We start from the raw sequence: 23,671 nt of genomic DNA, 5'->3' as shown, positions 1-23,671 counted from the left end.
AGGCGCTTTCGCGGGCAGGCCCGCTCCCACAGGGTCCGGCGCCGCACTCAAGCGCAACGGCACACCTGTGGGGCTGCTTTGCAGCCCCGCCTTCGCCAGGATCGCCATCAATCCCCCCGCGCACCGATTCTGTGCCCGCTGCACCGCCCAGATGCATGCTGGCCCGAAAATCCCCCAGAAAAACCGCTCCAACCCCACTATTTCCGGGCTTTGCAAAACTGGCACGGCATCTGCAATAAGCCAGGTATCTCCAGTTTTGGGGACCTCGGTACAGGCAGGCCGGGATATCCCCTCTTTTATTCGTGCAGCCTCACCTGCACCCGCCAGCGCCCCGCCTCCTTCGCACCGGCCCATTCGCCGTGCAGGGGGCGCGCGGCGACCACGGTCAGCAACAACCCTTCCTCGCTTTTGCGCACACGCCAACCCACCGGCTTCCCCTGCAAGCGCAACTGGCCCTGCTGGGCCTTGCCTTCGGCCTGGAACAGCAAGGCCAGGGTCCCGTCCACGTTCTCCCCATGCAACCTGGGCTCGTCGTCGAACCACAGGTCCAGGCCGTCCTGCACCACCTCCACCCGCTCCAGCACGTGCTCCTCGGGCGCGGTCAGGCGGCCGATCATCAGCCCGACCATCAGGCCGACGATGGCCAGGGAAAACAGCACGCGCGGCCAGGCCTTCGAACGCGGGTCGGGTTCGAGGGTAGAATGCTCGCCATCTTCACGCCTGGAGCCGTGCATGTTTCATGTCATCCTCTTTCAACCAGAGATTCCGCCGAATACCGGCAACATCATCCGGCTCTGCGCCAACAGCGGTTGCGACCTGCACCTGATCGAACCGCTGGGCTTCGAGCTGGACGACAAGCGCCTGCGCCGGGCAGGGCTGGACTACCACGAGTATGCCACGCTCAAACGCCACCAGAGCCTGGCTGGATGCCTGGAAAGCCTTGGCCATCCGCGCTTGTTCGCCTTCACCACCAAGGGCTCGCATCCGTTTCATGAAGTCGACTATCAGCCGGGCGACGCCTTCCTGTTCGGCCCCGAGAGCCGTGGCCTGCCGGCCGAGGTGCTGGACAGCCTGCCGGCCGAGCAGCGCCTGCGCCTGCCGATGCGGCCAGGGTGCCGCAGCCTGAACCTGTCCAATACGGTGGCGGTGACAGTGTACGAGGCGTGGCGCCAGCAAGGGTTTGCTTGAGGTGCCGCCAGCTCCGCCGACACACCCCATGAAAAAAGCGCCCCGCAGGGTAATGCTGCTCACTTAAGCAATTGGGGCCGCCTTGCGGCCCTTCGCGGGCAAGCCCGCTCCCACAAGTACGCTGCAAGCCTCAAGGAATGCACGATCCTGTGGGAGCCGGCTTGCCGGCGATGGGCTGCAAGGCAGCCCCAATCGATGTCGCATCAGACTTAAGTGAACAGCATTACCCCGCAGGGTTTTCGTCTCTCGCGGCAGATCACTGCAGCGAAGGCGCCTCGCCGGCTTCCTGCATGCGCTGCATTTCTTGAGCGTACAGGGCGTCGAAGTTGACCGGCGACAGCATCAGGGCCGGGAACGAACCACGGGTCACCAGGCTGTCCAGGGTCTCGCGGGCGTACGGGAACAGGATGTTCGGGCAGAACGCGCCGAGGGTGTGGCTCATGGAGGCCGCGTCGAGGTTCTTGATCAGGAAGATGCCCGCCTGCTGCACCTCGGCGATGAAGGCGACTTCCTCACCGTTCTTGACGGTCACCGACAGGGTCAGCACCACTTCGTGGAAGTCGCCTTCCAGGGCCTTCTGCTTGGTGTTCAGGTCCAGCGAGACGCTCGGCTCCCACTGCTGGCGGAAGATCTGCGGGCTCTTCGGTGCCTCGAAGGACAGGTCGCGCACGTAGATGCGCTGCATGGAGAATTGCGGGGCGTTGTCGTCGGCGGCTGCGCCGTTGTTCTGTTGGTCGGTCATGGCAGATCTTTTCCTAATGGTCTTGAAAAAGGTGTGAGTCAGGCCTCGAGCAGGGCATCGAGCTTGCCCGCCCGCTCCAGGGCATAGAGGTCATCGCATCCACCGACATGGGTACTGCCGATCCAGATCTGCGGCACCGAGGTGCGGCCGGCCTTCTGGCTCATCTCGGCACGCACCTGCGGCTTGCCATCGACCTTGATTTCCTCGAACGCCACGCCCTTGCTCTCGAGCAGGTACTTGGCGCGCATGCAATAGGGGCAGTAGTCGCTGGAATAGACGATGACAGGCTTCATGTTCACTTCACCAGGGGCAGGTTATCGGCTTTCCAGCTGGAAACGCCACCGCTGAGCTTGGCGGCGGTGTAGCCCGCCTTGAGCAGCTCGCGGCAGATGGAGCCGGATTGCTGGCCCATGCTGTCTACCACGATCAGGGTCTTGCCCTTGTGCTTTTCCAGCTCGGCCATACGGTTGACCAGCTTGTCCTGCGGGATGTTCAGCGCGCCGACGATGTGGCCGGACGAGTACTCCTTGCTCGGACGAATGTCGATCACCACGCCTTTCTCGGCGTTGATCAGTGCGGTCAGCTGGCCACTGCTCAGGCTCTGGCCGCCACGGCGGATTTCGTTGACCAGCAGCAGGATCAGCAGAACAAAGAAGATCGCCACCAGGATGTAGTGGTTTGTCGCAAATTGAATCAGGTTAGCAACCATCAGGGGTGTTCCACGCGATTGAAAATGCCGGCCAGTATACACAGCCCCCCAAGCCGGCCAAAGCCCGACGGACCGGCCGCGAAACAGCTTTCATGTCCGGTCTGTGGCGGCGCTGGTCGGGCGCCAGGAGGAATATTCGCCGCACATGGCGTATTTGCCCTAAAATGCGTGTCTTTATCATCTTTGAACAACCGTGAGTGGGATTGATGACGAGCACGCCTAAACCCCTGGTCCTGATCATCCTGGATGGTTTCGGTCACAGCGAAAGCCCCGAGTACAACGCCATCTTCGCAGCCAACACCCCCGTCTACGATCGCCTGCGCGCCAGCCAGCCGCACGGCCTGATCTCCGGCTCGGGCATGGATGTCGGCCTGCCCGACGGGCAGATGGGCAACTCCGAGGTCGGTCACATGAACCTCGGTGCCGGGCGCGTGGTGTACCAGGACTTCACCCGCGTGACCAAGGCCATCCGCGACGGCGAGTTCTTCCACAATCCGGTCCTCACCAATGCGGTGGACAAGGCGGCCTCCGCCGGCAAGGCCGTGCACATCCTCGGCCTGCTCTCCGATGGCGGCGTGCACAGCCACCAGGACCACATCATCGCCATGGCCGAACTCGCCGCCCAGCGGGGCGCCGAGAAGATCTACCTGCACGCCTTCCTCGATGGCCGCGACACGCCACCGCGCAGCGCGCAATCGTCCCTCGAGCTGCTCGACGCCACCTTCGCCCGCCTGGGCAAGGGCCGTATCGCCAGCATCATCGGCCGCTACTACGCCATGGACCGCGACAATCGCTGGGACCGCGTCAGCGCCGCCTACGAGCTGATCGTCGACAGCGTCGCCCAATACAGCGCCGATAATGCCGTGGCCGGCCTGCAGGCAGCCTATGCCCGCGACGAGAGCGACGAGTTCGTCAAGGCCACCCGCATCGGCGAGGCGGTCAAGGTCGAGGATGGCGACGCCGTCGTCTTCATGAACTTCCGCGCCGACCGCGCACGCGAGCTGTCCCGCGTGTTCGTCGAGGCCGATTTCAACGAGTTCCCGCGCACGCGCCTGCCCAAGCTCGCCGCCTACATCGGCCTGACCCAGTACTCGGCCAAGATCCCCGCCCCGGCGGCCTTCGCCCCGGCCAGCCTGGACAACGTGCTCGGCGAATACCTGGCCAAGCACGGCAAGACCCAGCTGCGCATCGCCGAGACCGAGAAGTACGCCCACGTCACCTTCTTCTTCTCGGGCGGGCGCGAAGAGCCGTTCGAGGGCGAGGAGCGCATCCTCATCCCGTCGCCGAAGGTCGCCACCTACGACCTGCAGCCAGAGATGAGCGCGCCGGAGGTCACCGACCGTATTGTCGAGGCCATCGAGCAGCAGCGCTATGACGTGATCGTGGTCAACTACGCCAACGGCGACATGGTCGGCCATACCGGCGTGTTCGACGCCGCGGTCAAGGCGGTCGAGGCCCTGGACAACTGCGTCGGGCGCATCGTCGAGGCCCTGGAGCAGGTAGGCGGCGAAGCACTGATCACCGCCGACCACGGCAACGTCGAGCAGATGGAGGACGAGTGCACCGGCCAGGCGCACACCGCCCACACCACCGAGCCCGTGCCGTTCATCTATGTTGGCAAGCGCAACCTCAAGGTCCGCGAAGGCGGCGTGCTGGCCGACGTGGCGCCGACCATGCTCAAGCTGCTGGGCCTGGAAAAACCGGCGCAAATGACCGGGACCTCCATTCTGGTCGACGGCTGAGCGCCCCCCACAGGTTCTGCGCCAACCTCAAGGGCGGCGCGGTCCCTGTGGGAGCCGGCTTGCCGGCGATGGGCTGCAAAGCAGCCCCAGGATCACAAGGCCCCGCCTGACTGCCAGCACAGGCCGCCAGTTGAGCTTTTTCTTGCCGCTTGCAGCTCGAAGCTTGCCGCTGATACCGCGAAACGTTTTTTTTGCAGCCCCGGGCGGGCATACTAGGCCAGTCTCCATCCCTGGTACGCCCGACTCCATGCTCCGCGCCCTGATCCTACTCGCCCTGTCCTGCCTGCTCAGCCCGGCCTTCGCCGACGAGCGCGCGCAGACCCAGCAACAACTGGACGCCACCCGCCAGGACATCGCCGAGCTGAAGAAGATGCTGGGCAAGCTGCAGGCGGAGAAGTCCGGCGTGCAGAAAGACCTCAAGGCCACCGAGACCGACATCGGCAATCTCGAAAAGCAGGTGGAGGCTCTGCAACAGGAACTAAAAAAGACCGAGGGCGAGCTGGAGCGCCTTGATACCGAGAAAAAAAAACTCCAGAGCGCCCGCGTTGAACAACAACGACTGATCGCCATCCAGGCCCGCTCCGCCTACCAGAACGGCCGCGAGGAATACCTCAAGTTGCTGCTCAACCAGCAGAACCCCGAGAAATTCGCCCGCACCCTGACCTACTACGACTACCTGAGCAAGGCGCGCCTGGAGCAATTGCGCGCCTTCAACGAAACCCTGCGCCAACTGGCCGGCGTCGAACAGGACATCAGCCGCCAGCAGGCCCAGTTGCTGGTCCAGCGCGGCAACCTCGACAGCCGTCGCCAGGCGCTCGAGGCCGTGCGCAGTGAGCGCCGGCAGGTCCTGGCCAAGCTCGACAGCGACCTGAAGGCGCGCGACAAGAAGCTCCAGGCCCGCCAGCAGGACCAGGCCGAGCTGACCAAGGTACTCAAGACCATCGAGGAAACCCTGGCGCGCCAGGCCCGCGAAGCCGAGGAGGCACGCAAGAAGGCGCTCCTGGCCCAGCAGGAAGCCGAGCGACGCCGCCAGCAGCAAGCCTCGGCCAACCGCGAGGAAGAGGCACCGAAAAAGGCCCGCACCACCCTCGGCCCGATGGTGTCCAGTACTGGCGCCAGCTACGGCGGCGCATTTTCTGCCGCGCGAGGCAAACTTCCATGGCCGGTCAATGGTCGATTGCTGGCACGCTTCGGAGATGCGCGAGGCGGCGATGCCCGGGCCAAGTGGGACGGCGTGATGATCGGTGCCGCGCCCGGCACCCAGGTACGTGCCGTGCACGGCGGGCGCGTGGTGTTCGCCGACTGGTTGCGCGGCGCCGGACTTCTGGTCATTCTCGATCATGGCAATGGTTACCTGAGCCTGTACGGCCACAACCAGAGCCTGCTCAAGAGCGCCGGCGACATCGTCAAGGCCGGCGAGGCCATCTCCACCGTCGGCGACAGCGGTGGGCAGGACAGCGCAGGCCTGTACTTCGCCATTCGCCAGCAGGGCCGACCGACCGACCCTGCGCAATGGTGCCGTGGCTAGTGGCCCGGGCGGTTGATTCGAGTGCACGAATCGAGCACGCAGGCCACTAGGCACATTCACTCTCTTACGGCGTAGCGCAGGCCCTGGCTGCGCCGATGCTCCTCGCGGAGCGCCAACAGGATCAGGAGTTCGTTCGACATGCTGCACTCGCCTCGCCTCACCCAGTTGGCCCTGACCATCGCCCTGGTGGTCGGCGCGCCCCTGGCCATCGCCGCCGAACCGGCCAGGCCTGCCGCGGTGCCCGCCACCGAGGTGACGGCCAAGGCACCCCTGCCGCTGGACGAACTGCGCACCTTCGCCGAGGTCATGGACCGCATCAAGGCCGCCTACGTCGAGCCGGTGGACGACAAGACCCTGCTGGAGAACGCCATCAAGGGCATGCTCAGCAACCTCGACCCGCACTCGGCCTACCTCGGCCCGGAAGACTTCCAGGAGCTGCAGGAAAGCACCAGCGGCGAATTCGGCGGCCTGGGCATCGAGGTCGGCATGGAGGACGGCTTCGTCAAGGTGGTGTCGCCAATCGACGACACCCCCGCCTCGCGCGCGGGCATCGAGGCAGGCGACCTGATCGTCAAGATCAACGGCGCCCCGACCCGCGGCCAGAGCATGACCGAAGCGGTCGACAAGATGCGCGGCAAGGTCGGCGAGAAGATCACCCTGACCCTGGTGCGCGATGGCGGCACGCCATTCGACGTGACCCTCGCCCGCGCGGTGATCCAGGTCAAGAGCGTCAAGAGCCAGTTGCTGGAGAACGACTACGGCTACATCCGCATCACCCAGTTCCAGGTCAAGACCGGCGACGAGGTGGGCAAGGCCCTGGCCAAGCTGCGCAAGGACAACGGCAAGAAATTGCGCGGCCTGGTCCTGGACCTGCGCAACAACCCCGGCGGCGTGCTGCAGTCGGCGGTGGAAGTGGCCGACCATTTCCTCACCAAGGGCCTGATCGTCTATACCAAGGGCCGCATCGCCAATTCCGAGCTGCGCTTCTCCGCCAACCCTGCCGACGCCAGCGAGCGCGTCCCGCTGGTGGTGCTGATCAACGGCGGCAGCGCCTCGGCCTCGGAAATCGTCGCCGGCGCCCTGCAGGACCAGAAACGCGCGGTGCTCATGGGCACCGACAGTTTCGGCAAGGGCTCGGTGCAGACCGTGCTGCCGCTGGCCAACGACCGCGCGCTCAAGCTCACCACCGCGCTGTACTTCACCCCCAACGGCCGCTCGATCCAGGCCCAGGGCATCGTCCCGGACATCGAGGTGCGCCCGGCCAAGCTCACCGCCGAGGCCGACACCGACAACTTCAAGGAAGCCGACCTGCAGGGCCACCTGGGCAATGGCAACGGCGGCGCCGACCGACCATCCGGCAGCAGCAAGCGCAAGGAGCGCCCGCAGGACGATGACTTCCAGCTCAGCCAGGCCCTGAGCCTGCTCAAGGGCCTGAACATCACCAAGGGCGACTGACCCAGCCCATGCGCTTGCTGTTGCTGGCCCTGTCCTGCCTGCTGGCCGGCGTCGTTCACGCGGCGCCGGCCAAGGCCTACATGAGCATCATCATCGACGACCTGGGGCAGAGCATCGAACGCGACAGCCGCACCCTCGCCCTGCCTGGCCCGGTCACGCTGGCCATCATGCCCGACACGCCCCATGCCACCGACTTCGCTCGCCAGGCTCACAAGGCTGGCAGGACGGTCATCCTGCACATGCCCATGGACCCGGCCACCGGCCCCTACGCCTGGCACCCCGGCGCGCCGACCGAGGAACTGGCCCGGCGCCTGGACGCCGCCTTGGCCAAGGTGCCCTTCGCTGCCGGGGTCAACAACCACATGGGTAGCCGCATGACCGCCCAGCGCGAACCCATGACCTGGCTGATGAGCGAGCTGCAGCGGCGCCACCTGTTCTTCGTCGACAGCCGCACCAGCGCGGCCACGGTGGCGGCGGCCGAGGCGCAGGCGCAGGGGCTTGCGCACGTCTCGCGGGATGTGTTCCTGGATGATGTACGCACCCCCGAAGCCATCGCCGGGCAACTGCGCCAAGGCATCGAGCTGGCGCGCAAACAGGGCTCGGCGGTGCTGATCGGTCACCCCTACCCCCAGACCCTCGAGGTGCTGGAAAAGGAAATGCCCCGGCTAAAGAGCCAGGGCATCGAATTGATCGGCCTCGAGCAGATGATCGCCGAACGCGGCAACCAGGCCATGCCTGCCCATGGCAGGCAAGGCCGTTACACGAACCGCTAGGCCGCTCACGTCAGGGGAATGATGCCCGCCACATCGGCACGCGTCAGGCGCCCCCGATGCACCCGCTCACCACTGACGGTTTCGTAGCGCCGCCCCAGGTGACGATGGGACCAGAGCTTGAGGTGCCCATGGGTGAAGTCTTCGAGCGACGCATCTTGCGAAAGCAGATGAAAATGCGCAGCCCAGATGACCCGGCCCTTGTCGACACCAGGAGCATTCAAGCGGGTGATCTTGAACTCGTCGAACGGGCTGGTCATGGCCGACGTATCGCGCCTGACATAGTCCACCTTGATCAATCGCTGGTCGTGGAGGAAACGCAAGGCATCGGCGGTCGGGTACTTGGTGCGCGTGTACAGTTCGGTCAACAGGCTGATCCTGAGCGACTCCAGGTCTTGTACCGCAGTATGCAGGCGAGCCGTCACGCCCGCGCTAGCCCCTTGCTCGGCCAGCTCCGCAGCCGTGCGTTGCAACCGCTCCACCTGGCGTTGCAGCAAGGCGTCCAGTGTCGCGCCGTTGGCGCCTTCGTCAACATACGCCCTGGCAATGGAGATAACGTCCTGGTTGTCGTTGAGCAACGCCTGCACCTGCTCATCACCGCCTCCTTCGCCCAACGGGCTCGCCTCGGGCGACTCGCCAGGGCGCTCCACCCAGGCACCGTCCTTGAGGTCGAAGACCTGCAGGATGTCCCCGCTAAATGGCGCGCGCACTTCATAGACCGTGCGCTCGTCTTCCTGCACTTCGGTGGCGATGACGATCTGGCCGGCGTTGTTATGCAGTACGCGCTGGGGCTTGCTGGAAATCCTGTAGGGCGAGTACTTCGGGGGTGGGAGCGGCGTGCCATCCTGCTCGGCGATGGCGGCTACCAATCGACGCCCAGCATCGTCCTTGAGCAGCTGCATGTGCTCCCGGTAGCGCTCGAGCATCGCGACATCGACCAGCGCCCCACCCGTGCGCTCGATGTGCAGGGTGCGGATGATCGCCGCGGCGTACTCGTCCCATGCCTCCTGCAGGATGCTGATCCTGTCGGCCACGTCCAGGTTGGCCATGAGCGACTCGCCATGGGCGTTGGCTGCACTCTGGAGGCGAGTACCGGCAAGCCCCTCCCTGACCCGCGTCACTCGTCGTCCTCCCGTGGCGAGCTCCAAGTGCACGGTCAGCTCCGCCAGCACCAGGACCTGCTGGAAGCGAAGGTCGACGGTCGAGTATTTTCGCTCATCGATGAGGTCGGCCACCGTCCTGTGGGTATCGGCCACGCTGATTTCCAGGTCGCGGGGAGCCTCGGTCAGCAACTCATCCAGTCCGCCCATGGCAACGAGCATACGCTCCTGAAATCCGGTCAAGGCTTGTAGATAACTGCGAAGCTCCAGATAGTCTTCGCGAACTTCCGTAATGAGACGCCCCTCGTGTCGCTTCATCATCTCGTTGATACGCGGATAATCCGCCAGGCTCTTGAGCTCGCTCAGAATGAAGTCACTGTTGCGGATCAGGCTGGTCATGACCTCGACCTTCTTCTCCCCTATGCTCTCCTCGAGCCCGTCCTTGAGGTAGGAGCGATACTTGGCTTCGAGCATGCTTTCCAGAATCCCGCGTTGCTCGCGGTCGAACCGCACTGCGGACTCCAGGTGCTCGACCGCCCGCAGCCGCTTGGACCTCAGCTCGGCAGCGAACTCAGCGGAACGCGTATCGTAGGACGCCATCATCCGGTCGGAAGCGGCCCAGTCAAAGGAGGCGTTGTCTTCCCCAGCCGCGTTTCGCCTGGCAGTTTCGGCTTGCCTCAACTTCTCTAGGCCATCGACCTTGCCTTGCAACTGGACGATTTCCTTGCCCAGGCGAGTGAAAACATCCGTAGCCGCATTGGCCTTGAGGGTCAGGTCGTTGGAAGACGCATACAGCTTGCCGAAGTGCTCCTTGACACGTCCTCCAGGCGCTCCCCCACTCAAGCGCAACCGCGCGTCGATGCGCCAGGCCCCTAGTTCGAACGACAGCCAAGGCCCCAGGTTGCCCGTGGCATCGACGACCCGGACGCCCTCCTCCAGCACACTCACGGCAAAGGTTTCACCCAGCATCGTCACATAGCGCTGCTCGCCGAGCTGATAGAGCCCATCCGCCGAAGACTGCAAACCATCGAGACCGACCTTCGAACGCATGGCCATCAATGCCTTGCGCTGTTCCGGCGCCAGCCAGTTGAAGCCCCGATTGCCACGCCAGGAGAAATCGAGCTGCAGGCCCGCCTCGCTCGGCGCCAACGCAAACGCCAACGGCCCGGCCATGCCGACCTTGCCCTGGGTTGGCCTGACACGCATTGCCTGGTAGCCGCCATCTTGCGCGGGCGGCCCATCGAAAGCGGCAGCGCCGGGCAGCGGCTGCGAGCTTGCCGGGGCCTCGCTTGGCAGGCGCGCATGCAACAACGCCATGCCAAGGTTCACGATCAGGTCGACGGTGGCAGCGCTGCGGTCGAATTCGCTGCCTTGCTCGAAAGCCCCGGTATCGCGCTCGAGGCTGGAGATGGCCTGCACGAGCCAGGCTGCCGAAGCGACGGGCCCGCGCAACAGCAGCGTGGCCAGGTCGAACAGCAGCCAGGCGCCCTGGCTGAGGATCGCCCAGCGGCTTTGCGCAGTGGAGGTTGCCTGCCGGTTGGCGAGTTCCAGCAACAGCTCGTAGTTCGCCGTGTACAGCTTTTCATCCACGTCGGTCAGCCACAGGCGTGCACCCAGTGCAGCGGGCTCGGGCTTTTCAGGCAGGTCGTAAGGGTCCATGCCGATGCTGGTGACATGGGGTTCGGTGAACCCGCCGTGGTCATAGATATGCCGCACATGGGGTTCCATCCAGTTCACCATGCTGGCCTGGAGCGACTCGGACTCACGGATACCCGCCATCATCGCCTCGATGCTGGCGAACTGCCGTAGCGGATCATGGCCATACAGGGGGCGATACAGCAGCACCACGGCAGGCTCGGCCGAAAAAAGCACATACATGCCGCGAACCAGGTCATGCTTCGCGGAATAGGGCTGACGCTTGAAGGCGAGCGGGATCAGCGCGATGTTCGGCAACACGCTATCGACATGGCCCCTGCAGAAGTCGACGATGCATTGCAGCCCCAGCTCCGTGATCTTGCGATCGAGCTTCGCCTGCAGGGCGCTGAACACCAAGGACTGGCGCCATTCCCGGGCAAACCGCCTGGTACGCTCGGAACGCGTCTGCGGGTCGTTCAGGGCATCGGCCACGTAGCGGGGATAGTTGCCCCCGATATCGACGGCCTGCACCAGCGACTTGAGGTAGTCGGCATTCATCCAAGGCATGATCAGTTGATCGTCCCGATGCCTGATCCCTTTGATAACGGCGCCTGCGAGCGAACTGAGGTTGCCGATGGCGAACTCGGTGAGGGTCTTTTCGCCTGCCGGCTCCAGCGGCTCGCCGCCTCCGCTGCCTGTGGCGGCGCCACCCGGCATGCCACGGGCGATTTCAAGCTCCAGGATCAGGTCGTCAGGGAAGTAGTTGGCCTCCACCGGGTAGTCCGCCAGCATCCGCTCCCGCAGGCGCTGGCGGGTGTAGCTTTGCAGGTCCAGGACACCATCCAGCGCCGCCAGCCCGTCGGCATCGGCGTGATCCAGCGCCAGGTCCAACAGCGCCTCTTGGTAGGCGAAGCTGTCGTTGGCCGACGCCCAGTAGATACCAGGTGGAGGCATGACCGTGGTGCTTTCCTCGATGTAATAACCCTCGACGAACCACTGCGCGGGGTCGCTGAGGTCGGCGAAAAGGCGCTCCATCTGCGCCACGGTGAGGCCCTGGTAGCGTACTCGCCCGATGTTATCGAGCATACGGGCAAGCAGCAGCGTGCATTGCTGGGCGAACACATTGCCTTCGAGTGCCTGGCGATCCCAGCGCAGGGCGTCGAAATGGTAGCGAAGGGCGAGTTCGTCGCGCAGCGCCAGGGCAAAATCATCCAGGGTATCGAATGCCCTGACCTGGCTCGATGGCGAACACCACAGGACAGCCTGTCGCTCATCCCATTCAGCGATGACCAGCAGGCCAGGCTGCATCTCGTTGAAATGCTGCTCGCCCACTGTCAGACGAGCCTGCACGGCAAAGACCGGGGGTTGCTGCGCACCGCCCTTGACCAAGCCACGAATGACAGCTTGCTGCTGCTCGTCCAACCCTTGCAGGGGCAGGTTACGCAGCAGCGCCATCTTCAACAGCAACTGCAACCACTGATCACGGCTCTTGCCGGAGGCCCCCTGACCACGCCAGTAGTCCACTTGCGCCTGGCAGAAATGCTCCGTCAACTGGAGCAGGCGTTCGTTGAACGCTTCGCTCGTTCCCACCAGGCGCCGTGTATCGAACGCGCTGTGGGAACCGGGGAAACGATGGGTGTCCGCCAGCCCAAGGTTATGGGAACGCGCGCCAATGGGCTCCAGGTCCAGCGGTTTGCCCTCCAGCATCGCCTGCAGCACCACGTCCACCAAGGGTTCGGTGGTCCAGTACTCGGTATCGGGATCGGGGCTGTCGAGCATGAGCGGATCGGCGTCCACCAGCTTGGGTTCGACATAGGCCAGCCAGGGAAGCTGCTCGAGCAACAGGTCCAGGACCTGCCTGCTCACCACCTGGCGCAGGGTCGGGCGGCTGGCGAACTGCCTGGCGGCAGCGGCTTTGAAATCGAATATCGGGGTCGATGGGTGCGTCATGGGATTGGCCTGCTGGTTGATGAGGCGCCAACGATGCGTCGCATCCCCTCGCCACAGGCACTACATATTGCAACTGACGACTTACCGCTCCCGAAACGACAGGGGCCCGACGCTCGCACGCCGGGCCCCTGCCCACTTCGGCCTCGATCAGCTGTACACGCGCCCCAGCAACTGGCGGTGGCTCTCGAACTGATCCAGCACGTCACGCACGATCTGGTCAGGGGTGAAGCCCATCAGGTCGTACTCCTGGCTGCCATCGTGCAGGTACACCTCGGCGCGGTAGAAGCGCTGACGTACTTGCGGTTCGCCTTCGACCGGCGCCTCGCTCGGCGCGGCCAGGTAGCCATCCAGGCTCACCTCATAGACGAAGGGGTTGCCCTCCTCCATCATCACCCGCAGGCCCATCAGGGCACGGGACTGGCCGACACGGGTCTCGACCTCGAAGCCCAGGGTGCGCAACTGCGCCGCAGCGTCCTTCAGCGCCGGGCTGACCTGCTTGTCCATGAAGCGCTGGACCACGGCCTGGGTCGGCTGCAGCTCGAGCTGGGTCAGACGCTCGCTGAAGCCACGACGACCACGGGCAGCCAGCTCGGCACGCTCCTGTTCGACCTGGGCATCCTGTTTCATGGCCTTGTACAGGCCGAACATGAACAGCACCAGGACCACCGAGAACGGCAGGCCGGCCAGCACCACCATGGTCTGCATCGCCTCGAAGTTGCCGGCGAACAGCAGGCCGATGGTCACCAGGGTGATCACCGCCGACCAGAAGATGCGCAGCCACTTGGGCGCGTCTTCATCCACCTGGCCGCCCTTGCACGACAGGTTGGCCATCATCACCGCACCGGAGTCGGCCGGCGTGAGGAACAGCACGAAGCCGACGAACACCGCCACACCGACGACGATCTTGGCCGCCGGGAAGTATTCCAGCAGCTGGTAGATCGACATCGACGGCTGCTCCAAGGCAGTCTTGCCCAGCTCCACCGCGCCCTGGTTGATCACCAGGTCCAGCGCGGTGTTGCCGAAGATCGACAGCCAGGCCAGGGTGAAGCCCAGCGGGATCAGCAACACGCCGGCGACCAGTTCGCGCACGGTGCGGCCCTTGGAGATACGGGCGATGAACATGCCGACGAACGGACCCCAGGAGATCCACCAGGCCCAGTAGAACACGGTCCACAGGCCCAGCCAGCGCTCGGACTTGCCACCTTCGCCCTCGTACACGTAGAGGTCGAAGGTCTTGAGCACGATGCCATTGAGGTAGTCGCCAACGTTCTGCACGAAGCCGTTGAGCAGGTGCAGGGTGTTGCCACCCAGCAGGACGAACACCAGCAAGCCGCTGAACAGCAGGATGTTCAGGTTGGACAGGCGGCGGATGCCATTCTCCACGCCCGACACCGCGGCGATGGTGGCCACGCTGCTCATGGTCAGGATCACCGCCAGCAGGTTGGTCTTGCTATGGTCCATGCCGAACAGGTATTCCAGGCCCGATGCCACCTGCATCGAACCGATCCCCAGGTTGGTCACCAGGCCCAACAGGGTGACGAACATGCCGAAGATGTCCACGGCATGGCCGGCGCCACCCTTGACCCAACGCTCGCCGACCAGTGGGTACAGGGCCGAGCGCAGGGCCAGCGGCTGGTTGTGACGATAGGCGAAGTAACCCACGGCCAGGCCCACCAGGGCGTAGATCGCCCAGCCGTGCAGCCCCCAGTGCAGGAAGGTCAGTTGCAGGCCCTGGCGTGCAGCCTCGAGACTGGCGGGCGTGCCTTCCGGCGGGTTGAAGTAGTGGTCCAGCGGCTCGGAGGCGCCGAAGTACAGCAGCGAGATACCGATACCGGAGGAAAACAGCATGCCGGCCCAGGCGCCATAGCTGAAGTCCGGCTTGTCATCCTTGCCGCCAAGCTTGAGCTTGCCGAAGTCGGAGAAGGCAAGAACGATCACGAACAGCAGGTAGCCGCAGATCACCAGCATGTAGTACCAGCCGAACGTGCGCGTCAGCCACGACTGGGCGACGCCGAGCACACGGCCGGCAGTGTCAGGGACAGCGATAAGCAAGGCAGTCAACACGAGGATCAGCAGCGCCGAGGTGTAGAACACCACGCTGTTGACCCGGACCCTCTCGGCGGGGGGTTTGGTTAGGGAGGCAGAACTCATTGCACGAATGCTCCGGGCAGTGCGGGAGTGGAGGCTAATCAGTCTTTTCCCGAGCAAATGGTGCAATAGCCCCACTGCGTCAGGTGTTATAAAAGCACCTTGGAAACCGTGATCCCGAATCGAATCGATGCGAAAAAACAGACCGAAGCCCCGCTCCGAGGGCTTGCCGCACAGCCAACGACCGTTCGGCAGAATCTGCCACATGCATCGCTCATGCCCGTCAACGCCTTGTATTCCGGGGGTTACGCGATTTCCTGGGGTGTCAATCCGTGCCTGCTCGACCGCCTGAAAAACTGTCAATGGCACAAATTGTCGCAGAGCTTATTCTTTATTGATTGAACGTTCAATCAAAACAAAATAGACTGGCCTTCGCCGAGTCAGCCGCTCGTCGTCTGCTCGCAGGCCTGAGGAGATAGCAAGATGCCCAAGGTCGGTATGCAACCCATCCGCCGCCAGCAGTTGATCGAAGCCACCTTGCAGGCGGTCGATCAGGTCGGACTGGGAGATGCCAGCATTGCGCTGATCGCCCGCTTGGCCGGGGTGTCGAACGGCATCATCAGCCACTACTTTCGGGACAAGAACGGCCTGATCGCAGCGACCATGCGCTACATCATGAGCATGCTCAACGAAGGCGTGGCAGCACGGCGCCAGGCACTGACGGACGACAGCCCGCGCGCCCACCTGAAGGTGATCATCGAGGGCAACTTCGATGCGAGCCAGGTGAACGGCCCGGCGATGAAAACCTGGTTGGCCTTCTGGGCCTCCAGCATGCACCAGCCGTCCTTGCACAGGTTGCAGCGGATCAACGACCACCGCTTGTATTCCAACCTGTGCTGCCAGTTCCGCCGCGCCATGCCGCTGGATCAAGCGCGCACGGCAGCCCGCGGGCTGGCGGCCCTGATCGACGGCCTGTGGCTGCGTGGAGCCCTGTCGGGAGACGCATTCGACACCGACCAGGCGATACGGATTGCTTACGAATACATGGAACTACAACTGGCTAAGCAGCAGCGCCCGGACACGATCGACCAGGCCTCTGAACACCCGCGCGAAGCGATTGCCCAAACGGCAGGAGCACGACGCGGATAGCCCACCACACACTGCACTTGCGAGGACACTATGGCCCGTTTCGGAACGCAAAAACTCTACATCGATGGTGGTTATGTCGACGCTGGCAGCGATGCCACCTTCGAAGCCATCAACCCGGCCAACGGCGAAGTCCTCGCCCATGTGCAGCGCGCGACCGAAGCTGACGTCGAGCGCGCGGTCGAGAGCGCCGAACGTGGCCAGAAGGTCTGGGCCGCGATGACCGCCATGCAGCGTTCGCGCATCCTGCGCCGCGCCGTGGAGATCCTGCGCGAGCGCAACGACGAGCTGGCCATGCTGGAAACCCTGGACACCGGCAAGTCTTACTCCGAGACCCGCTACGTCGACATCGTCACCGGCGCCGACGTGCTGGAGTACTACGCGGGCCTGGTCCCGGCCATCGAGGGCGAGCAGATCCCGCTGCGCGAAAGCTCCTTCGTCTACACCCGCCGCGAGCCACTGGGCGTGACCGTCGGCATCGGCGCCTGGAACTACCCGATCCAGATCGCCCTGTGGAAATCCGCCCCGGCCCTGGCCGCCGGCAACGCGATGATCTTCAAGCCTTCGGAAGTCACCTCGCTGACCACCCTGAAGCTGGCCGAGATCTACACCGAAGCCGGCCTGCCGGACGGCGTGTTCAACGTCCTGACCGGCAGCGGCCGTGAAGTCGGCACCTGGCTGACCGAACACCCGCGCATCGAGAAAGTCTCCTTCACCGGCGGCACCACCACCGGCAAGAAAGTCATGGCCAGCGCCTCGAGCTCCTCGCTCAAGGAAGTCACCATGGAACTGGGCGGCAAGTCGCCGCTGATCATCTGCGACGACGCCGACCTGGACAAGGCCGCCGACATCGCCATGATGGCCAACTTCTACAGCTCCGGCCAGGTCTGCACCAACGGCACCCGCGTGTTCGTCCCGGCTGCGCTGAAAGAGGCCTTCGAAGCCAAGATCGTCGAGCGCGTGGCCCGCATCCGCGCCGGCAACCCGCAAGACGAGAACACCAACTTCGGCCCGCTGGTCAGCTTCCCGCACATGGAAAGCGTGCTCGGCTACATCGCCAAGGGCAAGGAAGAAGGCGCCCGGGTGCTGTGCGGCGGCGAGCGCATGACCGAGGGTGACTTCGCCAAGGGCGCCTTCGTCGCGCCGACCGTGTTCACCGATTGCCGCGACGACATGACCATCGTCAAGGAAGAGATCTTCGGCCCGGTCATGAGCATCCTGACCTACGAAACCGAAGACGAAGTCATCCGCCGCGCCAACGACACCGAGTACGGCCTGGCCGCCGGCGTGTGCACCAACGACATCAGCCGCGCGCACCGCATCATCCACAAGCTCGAGGCCGGTATCTGCTGGATCAACGCCTGGGGCGAGTCGCCGGCGGAAATGCCGGTCGGCGGCTACAAGCAGTCGGGTGTCGGCCGTGAGAACGGCGTGAGCTCGCTGGCCCAGTACACCCGTATCAAGTCGGTCCAGGTCGAGCTGGGTGACTACACGTCGGTATTCTGACCGACCGCCAAGCGCCACGCCTCAAGCTGCAAGAAAGAGCCGGTCGGCGTTGCGCCACCGGCCCTTGCAGGCCTCAACCATTCGCACGCTTCGCACGACTACCCTTACTTGTCGCTTGAAGCCTGCCGCTCAAATGGGAGAACCCCATGGAATACGATTACATCATCGTCGGCGCCGGCTCTGCCGGTAACGTGCTGGCCACCCGCCTGACCGAAGACGCCAACGTCAGCGTCCTGCTGCTCGAAGCCGGCGGCCCGGACTACCGCCTCGACTTCCGCACCCAGATGCCGGCCGCCCTGGCCTTCCCGCTGCAGGGACGCCGCTACAACTGGGCCTACGAGACCGACCCGGAGCCACACATGAACAACCGCCGCATGGAGTGCGGCCGCGGCAAAGGCCTGGGTGGCTCGTCGCTGATCAACGGCATGTGCTACATCCGCGGCAACGCCCTGGACTTCGACGGCTGGGCCAAGCTGCCAGGCCTGGAAGACTGGAGCTACCTGGACTGCCTGCCGTACTTCCGCAAGGCCGAAACCCGTGACATCGGCCCCAACGATTACCATGGCGGCGACGGCCCGGTCAGCGTGACCACGCCCAAGGCCGGCAACAACCCGCTGTTCCACGCCATGGTCGAGGCCGGCGTACAGGCGGGCTACCCACGTACCGAAGACCTCAACGGCTACCAGCAGGAAGGTTTCGGTCCGATGGACCGCACCGTGACCCCGAAAGGCCGCCGCGCCAGCACCGCCCGTGGCTACCTGGACCAGGCCAGGAAGCGCCCCAACCTGACCATCGTCACCCACGCCCTGAGCGACCGCGTGCTGTTCGACGGCAAGCGTGCCATCGGCGTGACCTACCTGGTCGGCGACAGCGAGGAGCGCGTGCAAGCCCGTGCACGCAAGGAAGTCATCGTCAGTTCCGGGGCCATCGCGTCGCCGCAGCTGCTGCAGCGCTCCGGCGTCGGCCCGCGCGCCCTGCTGGAAAGCCTGGACATCCCGGTGGTGCATGACCTGCCGGGCGTCGGCGAGAACCTGCAAGACCACCTGGAGCTGTACATGCAGTGGGCCTGCACCCAGCCGGTCTCGCTGTACCCGTCGCTGCTGTGGTGGAACCAGCCGGCCATCGGTGCCGAGTGGCTGTTCAACGGCACCGGTATCGGCGCCAGCAACCAGTTCGAGGCCGGCGGGTTCATCCGCACCCGTCCCGAGTTCGAATGGCCGAACATCCAGTACCACTTCCTGCCGGTGGCCATCAACTACAACGGCTCCAACGGCGTGAAGGAGCACGGTTTCCAGGCGCACATGGGCTCGATGCGCTCGCCGAGCCGTGGCCGCGTCCAGGTCAAGTCGAAGGATCCGCGCCAGCACCCCAGCATCCTGTTCAACTACATGGCCACCGAGCAGGACTGGCAGGAGTTCCGCGACGGCATCCGCCTGACCCGCGAGATCATGAACCAGCCGGCGCTGGACCCGTACCGCGGCCGCGAGATCAGCCCGGGCGAGCACGTGCAGACCGACGAGCAACTGGACGAGTTCATCCGCACCCACGCCGAAACCGCCTTCCACCCGTCCTGCTCGTGCAAGATGGGCGACGACGACATGGCGGTGGTCGATGGCCAGGGCCGCGTGCATGGCATGCAGGGCCTGCGGGTGGTCGATGCGTCGATCATGCCGATCATCATCACCGGCAACCTCAACGCCACCACGATCATGATCGCCGAGAAGATCGCCGACCGGATCCGTGGCCGCCAGCCACTGCCACGCAGCACCGCCAAGTACTATGTGGCGGGTGATGCGCCGGTCAAGGGCAAGCCGATGCGTGAAGTGAAGCAGGGCTGACCCCGCGGGGCCGCTGCGCGGCCCATCGCCGGCAAGCCGACCCCACAGGGTTCGCCGCCGTTCCTGAACGTTGCGGTGAACCTGGGGGCGACTCAATGGCTTTTGAAAAGTTCTAAGCAACCCAAGAGTCGAGCTGGCTTGCCAGCGATGGGCGGCATGGCAGCCCTGATTCGCAAGCCCTGCGGATCGTCAGACTCACGAAGCCAGCGCAAAGAACCGGCGCATCAAAGAGTCGTCGCCACCCCCAAGGCGCTGCGCCAATACCTCCCGGTCGAATAGCTCACCGTTGTACAGGTCATGCACAGCAGCGCCAGGTGCCGGCTTGTCCAAGGCCCTGAGGCGTACCTGCATGAAACGGTAGTTTTCCCCCTCCACCGCCTTCACCTCCTCGACCCTCAGATACCTCCCCGGCATCACCAGCGATTCGGCCTCGTGCTGCAAATCGGAAAAAGGCGCCACGGGTACCGCATGTGCCAATTCCCCCGGTTCCAGCACATACACGACAGCGGTTTCGTCGAATACCCCCCTGCCACTCACCTGCGCCGCCGGATCGTTGAATGTCTCCCAGAGGACATAAGGGTTTTCGGTGAACGAGGTGAAGTCTGTCGCGACCAGCACATCGCCCACCCCCAACCGCCCTTCATGCCAGGCCGCCATGCCGGTCCCTCGACAGGCCGATACGGCTCGATACAGCCGTACCTGGCCATTGGCACCGATGTACTCCAAGGCTTCAGCAAGGTCATGGCTACGCCTGATATTCGCAGCAAGATCATCCTCCAGAGGCAGGCCACGCCACAGGTTGTTGTAGCGGTTCGGCGCGTGGGTGTATTCACGAATGGCCCGTGAGCCAAAGCCAAGCCCATCCTGGTACACCGCATAGGGCTCGCCAAAGCTATCCAGGTACCGCCCCACCGCGTCGACCGACTGCCCATCGCACCACGGCACCTGCCCCAGCAGCCCGCGTTGACGTACCAGCGCCTGATCCGAGAGTTGCAGGAGTTCATCCGCCGCCGGACGCATATAGCGGCCCCACCACGAATCCGTGGGCGTGGTTATTTCTGGCGCTACCTGTCGCGGCAGCGGCGCCTCACTGAACAACGCGCCTGAGCGGATCATCAGGGAATCCAGGATGATGTACAGCACATCCAGCAACACAGCCCACCAGGCGGCTGCGCGCCACGCCGTCTTGCCAGCGATCGCTTGGTCCAGATGCAAAGCCAGGCTGCCCATGCCGACGCCAAGCGCTGTCAGCGCAACAGGCCACCCCAGCGGGGCCATGGGCGCGATGACGAGGGTCGCGGTGTGCAACCCTGACAACCAATTGGCCTTGCGCAACTGGGCATTGGTGGTCAGGCGCTCGTGGGCGTTGCTCGCCAGTTCATCCATGGCCTGGTCGCGCAGGCGCACGAATACATCGCCGGGCACTTGCTGGTTTTCAATACGGACCGTGGAGGGCGAGGCGTGTAACCGCTCACAGATTTTCTCCAACTGCGGACGCATCGACCGGGCGTGCGCATCCTCGCCGAGAAAATACGCCATGAAGCGCTCGCGACCTTGCATCGTACCGACGAGTCCCCGCATCCAGTCTTCAAGACCCCGAAGCCCCTTGAACATCATCAGCGCGCCCTGGTCGTCCGCCGCATACAGGCAGTGCCTGCCCGTATCCAGCACAAGGTGCAGCAGGGTACGCGCCGGGATCCCATCGACCATCAACATACCGAAACCCCGAGCTGCCCCCTGCTCGCGAGGCGCCCGCAGGGCCTCGAGCGTGAGGGGGGTTTGCGCTTTGCCCAAGGCAGCGGCAAGCACTTGCTTGCGCTCCTGCGCTTGGAGCGATGCCCGAGCGACCGCGGCTAGAAAGCGCGCCCGCGCCAATACGCAGAAGTCTTCGCCACGCTGCGTCTGGAAACGCACCAGCCGACGCGCGTACACCTGGGCGAAATCCATTGCCCAGAACATCTCGAGCACCGCCTGCGGTGCCAGGCGCAGCTCATTGCGCTCGTCATAGCACGCATGGCTGCCGTCCACGCGATAAAAGCCACCGTAGGTCGCCAGCAGATCGGCATTGTCCTGCTGCTGTGGACTAAAACGCTGTATCACCAGCTCCGTAAGGGTCAAGGACCTGCTCGGCCGCCCAAGGTGCTGCCAACCGGTATAACTGCGCCGGCTGCCGATTGCAGTATCGAAGCCATGCCAATAGATCTTGTCGGGATCGAGCCAATAGCCCAATTGTCGCCTCAGTACATGGCCGGCGGCCTGGCGGGCCAGCCCTTGCAGATCAGGAAACTGCCCCAGGTAGCGCTTGGCAATCATCTCCAGTGTCGGTTCATCGTGGGTACTCATGGCGCTCGACCTTCGCTTCGTTATTAAAGAGCCCCACTGAACCCTAAGTCTCGGATAGCCGTGCGGTAACGCTTTACAGCCCGCTGCGGCATCAGGTTAGAATCGCTTGGCACACAGCCTGTGCGCGCGCAAGTCGCCCCTCCCTTCGCTTTTCCCCGGAGTACTGCCTTTGGATGCGAGCACCATCAATAGCCTGTTTCTGATCGGCGCATTGCTGGTGGGCGCAAGTATCCTGGTCAGCTCGCTCTCGTCCCGCCTGGGCATTCCTATCCTGGTCATCATCCTCGCCGTCGGCATGGTCGCGGGCGTCGATGGTGGCGGCATCATCTTCAACAACTACCCGACCGCCTACCTGGTGGGTAACCTGGCCCTGGCCGTGATCCTCCTCGACGGCGGCCTGCGCACGCGAGTGGCCAGTTTTCGCGTGGCCCTGTGGCCGGCGTTGTCGCTGGCCACCGTGGGCGTGCTGATCACCACCGGGCTGACCGGCATGGTCGCGGCCTGGCTGTTCGACCTCAACCTGATCCAGGGCTTGCTGATTGGCGCCATCGTCGGCTCCACCGACGCTGCGGCGGTGTTCTCCCTGCTCGGTGGCAAGGGTCTGAACGAACGGGTCATGGCCACGCTGGAGATCGAGTCGGGCAGCAACGACCCGATGGCGGTGTTCCTCACCGTCACCCTGATCGACATGATCGCCAGCGGCCAGACAGGCCTGGACTGGGGCCTGCTCGGCCATCTGGTCCGCGAATTCGGCATCGGCGGCCTGCTCGGCCTGGGCGGTGGCTGGCTGGTGCTGCAACTGGTCAACCGCATCAACCTGGCCAGCGGCCTGTACCCGATCCTGGTAGTCGCTGGCGGTCTGGTGGTGTTCTCCCTGACCAACGCCCTGCACGGCAGCGGCTTCCTCGCCGTGTACTTGTGCGGCCTGGTGCTGGGCAACCGGCCGATCCGCAGCCGTCATGGCATCCTGCACATGCTCGACGGCATGGCCTGGCTCGCGCAGATCGGCATGTTCCTGGTGCTCGGCCTGCTGGTCACGCCCCACGACCTGCTGCCCATCGCCGTGCCGGCCCTGGGCCTGGCGCTGTGGATGATCCTCTTCGCCCGGCCGCTGTCGGTGGTCGCCAGCCTGTTGCCGTTCAAGGCGTTCCACGGCCGCGAGAAGGCGTTCATCTCCTGGGTCGGCCTGCGCGGCGCGGTGCCGATCATCCTGGCCGTGTTCCCGCTGATGGCCGGCCTGCCGGATGCCCAGCTGTTCTTCAACCTGGCCTTCTTCATCGTCCTGGTATCGCTGCTGGTGCAGGGCACCAGCCTGCCGTGGATGGCCAAGCTGCTGAAGGTCACGGTACCGCCCAACCCCGCGCCGATCTCCCGTTCCGCACTGGAAGTGCACATCACCAGCGAGTGGGAGCTGTTCGTCTATCGCCTGGGCGCCGAGAAGTGGTGCATCGGCGCCGCCCTGCGCGAACTGAAGATGCCCGAAGGCACCCGTATCGCCGCGCTGTTTCGCGGCGAGCAACTGCTGCACCCTTCGGGCAGCACGGTACTGGAAGCCAACGACATGCTCTGCGTGATCGGCCATGAGCACGACCTGCCAGCCCTGGGCAAACTGTTCAGCCAGCCGCCGCAGCGTGGCCTGGACCTGCGCTTCTTCGGCGACTTCGTCCTCGAAGGGGATGCCGAGCTGGGCGCGGTGGCGGCACTTTATGGCCTGAAACTGGACGGCCTGGACGCGAAAATGTCGTTGGCGCAGTTCATCCGACAAAAGGTCGGAGGCGCTCCAGTAGTAGGCGATCAGATCGAATGGCACAGCACGTTGTGGACCGTCGCGCTGATGGAAGGGAACAAGATCCTCAAGGTGGGCGTCAAATTCCCGGAAGGTACTCGACCCGGCCCCGGGTTGTTCCTCTAAACTCCGATCTGCCCCGTTT

17 protein-coding genes are annotated in these 23,671 nt (G+C 64.5%); 10 read left to right on the top strand and 7 right to left on the bottom strand.

What is annotated here, in order from left to right; genetic code table 11:
• Positions 1 to 296: 296 nt before the first annotated feature.
• Positions 297 to 734 carry a hypothetical protein gene (locus ACDI39_RS19625; protein WP_225787484.1) on the bottom strand — a complete coding sequence of 146 codons (438 nt, stop codon included), beginning with the start codon at positions 732 to 734 and terminating at the stop codon, positions 297 to 299.
• Between ACDI39_RS19625 and trmL the strand changes: the two genes are divergently transcribed.
• Positions 733 to 1,188 carry a tRNA (uridine(34)/cytosine(34)/5-carboxymethylaminomethyluridine(34)-2'-O)-methyltransferase TrmL gene (gene trmL, locus ACDI39_RS19620; RefSeq protein ID WP_225787485.1) on the top strand — a complete coding sequence of 152 codons (456 nt, stop codon included), beginning with the start codon at positions 733 to 735 and terminating at the stop codon, positions 1,186 to 1,188. The two genes, ACDI39_RS19625 and trmL, sit on opposite strands and share 2 nt — an antisense overlap.
• 256 nt (positions 1,189 to 1,444) lie before the next feature.
• On the opposite strand, the gene secB is transcribed toward trmL, so the two are convergent.
• The 3 genes from secB to ACDI39_RS19605 are packed head-to-tail and all read right to left on the bottom strand — an operon-like array spanning position 1,445 to position 2,639.
• Entirely contained in the window at positions 1,445 to 1,930 is a 486-nt protein-coding gene (gene secB / locus ACDI39_RS19615; protein ID WP_225787486.1) for a protein-export chaperone SecB, read from the bottom strand.
• 38 nt (positions 1,931 to 1,968) lie between these two features.
• The gene (gene grxC, locus ACDI39_RS19610) at positions 1,969 to 2,223 is read right to left on the bottom strand and encodes a glutaredoxin 3 (RefSeq protein WP_225787487.1); all 255 of its coding nucleotides are present in this window, start codon (positions 2,221 to 2,223) and stop codon (positions 1,969 to 1,971) included.
• Positions 2,224 to 2,225: 2 nt separating this feature from the next.
• Positions 2,226 to 2,639, bottom strand: a complete 414-nt coding sequence (locus tag ACDI39_RS19605; protein ID WP_225787488.1) for a rhodanese-like domain-containing protein — start codon at positions 2,637 to 2,639, stop codon at positions 2,226 to 2,228.
• Positions 2,640 to 2,845: 206 nt separating this feature from the next.
• Between ACDI39_RS19605 and gpmI the strand changes: the two genes are divergently transcribed.
• The 4 genes from gpmI to ACDI39_RS19585 all read left to right on the top strand — a co-directional run bounded on the left by gpmI (position 2,846) and on the right by ACDI39_RS19585 (position 8,137).
• Positions 2,846 to 4,381: a 2,3-bisphosphoglycerate-independent phosphoglycerate mutase gene (gene gpmI, locus ACDI39_RS19600; protein ID WP_225787489.1), complete on the top strand. Its 1,536-nt coding sequence runs from the start codon at positions 2,846 to 2,848 to the stop codon at positions 4,379 to 4,381.
• A gap of 247 nt (positions 4,382 to 4,628) precedes the next feature.
• The gene (locus tag ACDI39_RS19595; RefSeq protein ID WP_225787490.1) at positions 4,629 to 5,909 is read left to right on the top strand and encodes a murein hydrolase activator EnvC family protein; all 1,281 of its coding nucleotides are present in this window, start codon (positions 4,629 to 4,631) and stop codon (positions 5,907 to 5,909) included.
• Between the two features lie 138 nt (positions 5,910 to 6,047).
• Positions 6,048 to 7,364, top strand: coding sequence for a S41 family peptidase (locus ACDI39_RS19590; RefSeq protein WP_225787491.1), 1,317 nt, complete (start codon positions 6,048 to 6,050; stop codon positions 7,362 to 7,364).
• An 8-nt stretch (positions 7,365 to 7,372) separates the two neighbouring features.
• Positions 7,373 to 8,137, top strand: coding sequence for a divergent polysaccharide deacetylase family protein (locus ACDI39_RS19585; RefSeq protein ID WP_225787492.1), 765 nt, complete (start codon positions 7,373 to 7,375; stop codon positions 8,135 to 8,137).
• A gap of 5 nt (positions 8,138 to 8,142) precedes the next feature.
• On the opposite strand, the gene ACDI39_RS19580 is transcribed toward ACDI39_RS19585, so the two are convergent.
• Both ACDI39_RS19580 and betT read right to left on the bottom strand, forming a co-directional pair.
• A complete protein-coding gene (locus tag ACDI39_RS19580) occupies positions 8,143 to 12,819 on the bottom strand; it encodes a dermonecrotic toxin domain-containing protein (protein WP_225787493.1) in 4,677 nt (1,558 codons plus the stop codon).
• Between the two features lie 147 nt (positions 12,820 to 12,966).
• Complete coding sequence (gene betT / locus ACDI39_RS19575) at positions 12,967 to 14,970, bottom strand: choline BCCT transporter BetT (RefSeq protein ID WP_225787494.1); 2,004 nt, start codon at positions 14,968 to 14,970, stop codon at positions 12,967 to 12,969.
• 99 nt (positions 14,971 to 15,069) lie between these two features.
• Between betT and ACDI39_RS19570 the strand changes: the two genes are divergently transcribed.
• The 4 genes from ACDI39_RS19570 to betA all read left to right on the top strand — a co-directional run bounded on the left by ACDI39_RS19570 (position 15,070) and on the right by betA (position 19,397).
• Positions 15,070 to 15,309, top strand: a complete 240-nt coding sequence (locus tag ACDI39_RS19570; RefSeq protein WP_225787495.1) for a hypothetical protein — start codon at positions 15,070 to 15,072, stop codon at positions 15,307 to 15,309.
• 81 nt (positions 15,310 to 15,390) lie between these two features.
• Positions 15,391 to 16,056 (top strand): transcriptional regulator BetI, encoded by a 666-nt coding sequence (betI, locus tag ACDI39_RS19565; protein WP_225787496.1) that lies wholly within the window; start codon positions 15,391 to 15,393, stop codon positions 16,054 to 16,056.
• Between the two features lie 30 nt (positions 16,057 to 16,086).
• Entirely contained in the window at positions 16,087 to 17,559 is a 1,473-nt protein-coding gene (gene betB, locus ACDI39_RS19560) for a betaine-aldehyde dehydrogenase (RefSeq protein ID WP_253079870.1), read from the top strand.
• A gap of 146 nt (positions 17,560 to 17,705) precedes the next feature.
• Positions 17,706 to 19,397 (top strand): choline dehydrogenase, encoded by a 1,692-nt coding sequence (betA, locus tag ACDI39_RS19555; RefSeq protein ID WP_225787498.1) that lies wholly within the window; start codon positions 17,706 to 17,708, stop codon positions 19,395 to 19,397.
• A 195-nt stretch (positions 19,398 to 19,592) separates the two neighbouring features.
• Here betA and ACDI39_RS19550 read toward each other — a convergent pair whose 3' ends face one another.
• Positions 19,593 to 21,740: a dermonecrotic toxin domain-containing protein gene (locus ACDI39_RS19550; RefSeq protein ID WP_486536986.1), complete on the bottom strand. Its 2,148-nt coding sequence runs from the start codon at positions 21,738 to 21,740 to the stop codon at positions 19,593 to 19,595.
• A gap of 169 nt (positions 21,741 to 21,909) precedes the next feature.
• Between ACDI39_RS19550 and ACDI39_RS19545 the strand changes: the two genes are divergently transcribed.
• Positions 21,910 to 23,652: a potassium/proton antiporter gene (locus tag ACDI39_RS19545; protein ID WP_225787500.1), complete on the top strand. Its 1,743-nt coding sequence runs from the start codon at positions 21,910 to 21,912 to the stop codon at positions 23,650 to 23,652.
• Positions 23,653 to 23,671: the final 19 nt, after the last annotated feature.

The sequence above is a fragment of the Pseudomonas sp. Tun-23181 genome (assembly GCF_057415455.1).
This window is presented reverse-complemented; position numbering and strand designations above follow the sequence as displayed.

Coding starts and splice junctions, on each gene's coding strand:
- trmL (WP_225787485.1), top strand. CDS start 733: ATGTTTCATGTCATCCTCTTTCAACCAGAGATTCCGCCGAATACCGGC.
- ACDI39_RS19625 (WP_225787484.1), bottom strand. CDS start 734: ATGCACGGCTCCAGGCGTGAAGATGGCGAGCATTCTACCCTCGAACCC.
- secB (WP_225787486.1), bottom strand. CDS start 1,930: ATGACCGACCAACAGAACAACGGCGCAGCCGCCGACGACAACGCCCCG.
- grxC (WP_225787487.1), bottom strand. CDS start 2,223: ATGAAGCCTGTCATCGTCTATTCCAGCGACTACTGCCCCTATTGCATG.
- ACDI39_RS19605 (WP_225787488.1), bottom strand. CDS start 2,639: ATGGTTGCTAACCTGATTCAATTTGCGACAAACCACTACATCCTGGTG.
- gpmI (WP_225787489.1), top strand. CDS start 2,846: ATGACGAGCACGCCTAAACCCCTGGTCCTGATCATCCTGGATGGTTTC.
- ACDI39_RS19595 (WP_225787490.1), top strand. CDS start 4,629: ATGCTCCGCGCCCTGATCCTACTCGCCCTGTCCTGCCTGCTCAGCCCG.
- ACDI39_RS19590 (WP_225787491.1), top strand. CDS start 6,048: ATGCTGCACTCGCCTCGCCTCACCCAGTTGGCCCTGACCATCGCCCTG.
- ACDI39_RS19585 (WP_225787492.1), top strand. CDS start 7,373: ATGCGCTTGCTGTTGCTGGCCCTGTCCTGCCTGCTGGCCGGCGTCGTT.
- ACDI39_RS19580 (WP_225787493.1), bottom strand. CDS start 12,819: ATGACGCACCCATCGACCCCGATATTCGATTTCAAAGCCGCTGCCGCC.
- betT (WP_225787494.1), bottom strand. CDS start 14,970: ATGAGTTCTGCCTCCCTAACCAAACCCCCCGCCGAGAGGGTCCGGGTC.
- betI (WP_225787496.1), top strand. CDS start 15,391: ATGCCCAAGGTCGGTATGCAACCCATCCGCCGCCAGCAGTTGATCGAA.
- betB (WP_253079870.1), top strand. CDS start 16,087: ATGGCCCGTTTCGGAACGCAAAAACTCTACATCGATGGTGGTTATGTC.
- betA (WP_225787498.1), top strand. CDS start 17,706: ATGGAATACGATTACATCATCGTCGGCGCCGGCTCTGCCGGTAACGTG.
- ACDI39_RS19550 (WP_486536986.1), bottom strand. CDS start 21,740: ATGAGTACCCACGATGAACCGACACTGGAGATGATTGCCAAGCGCTAC.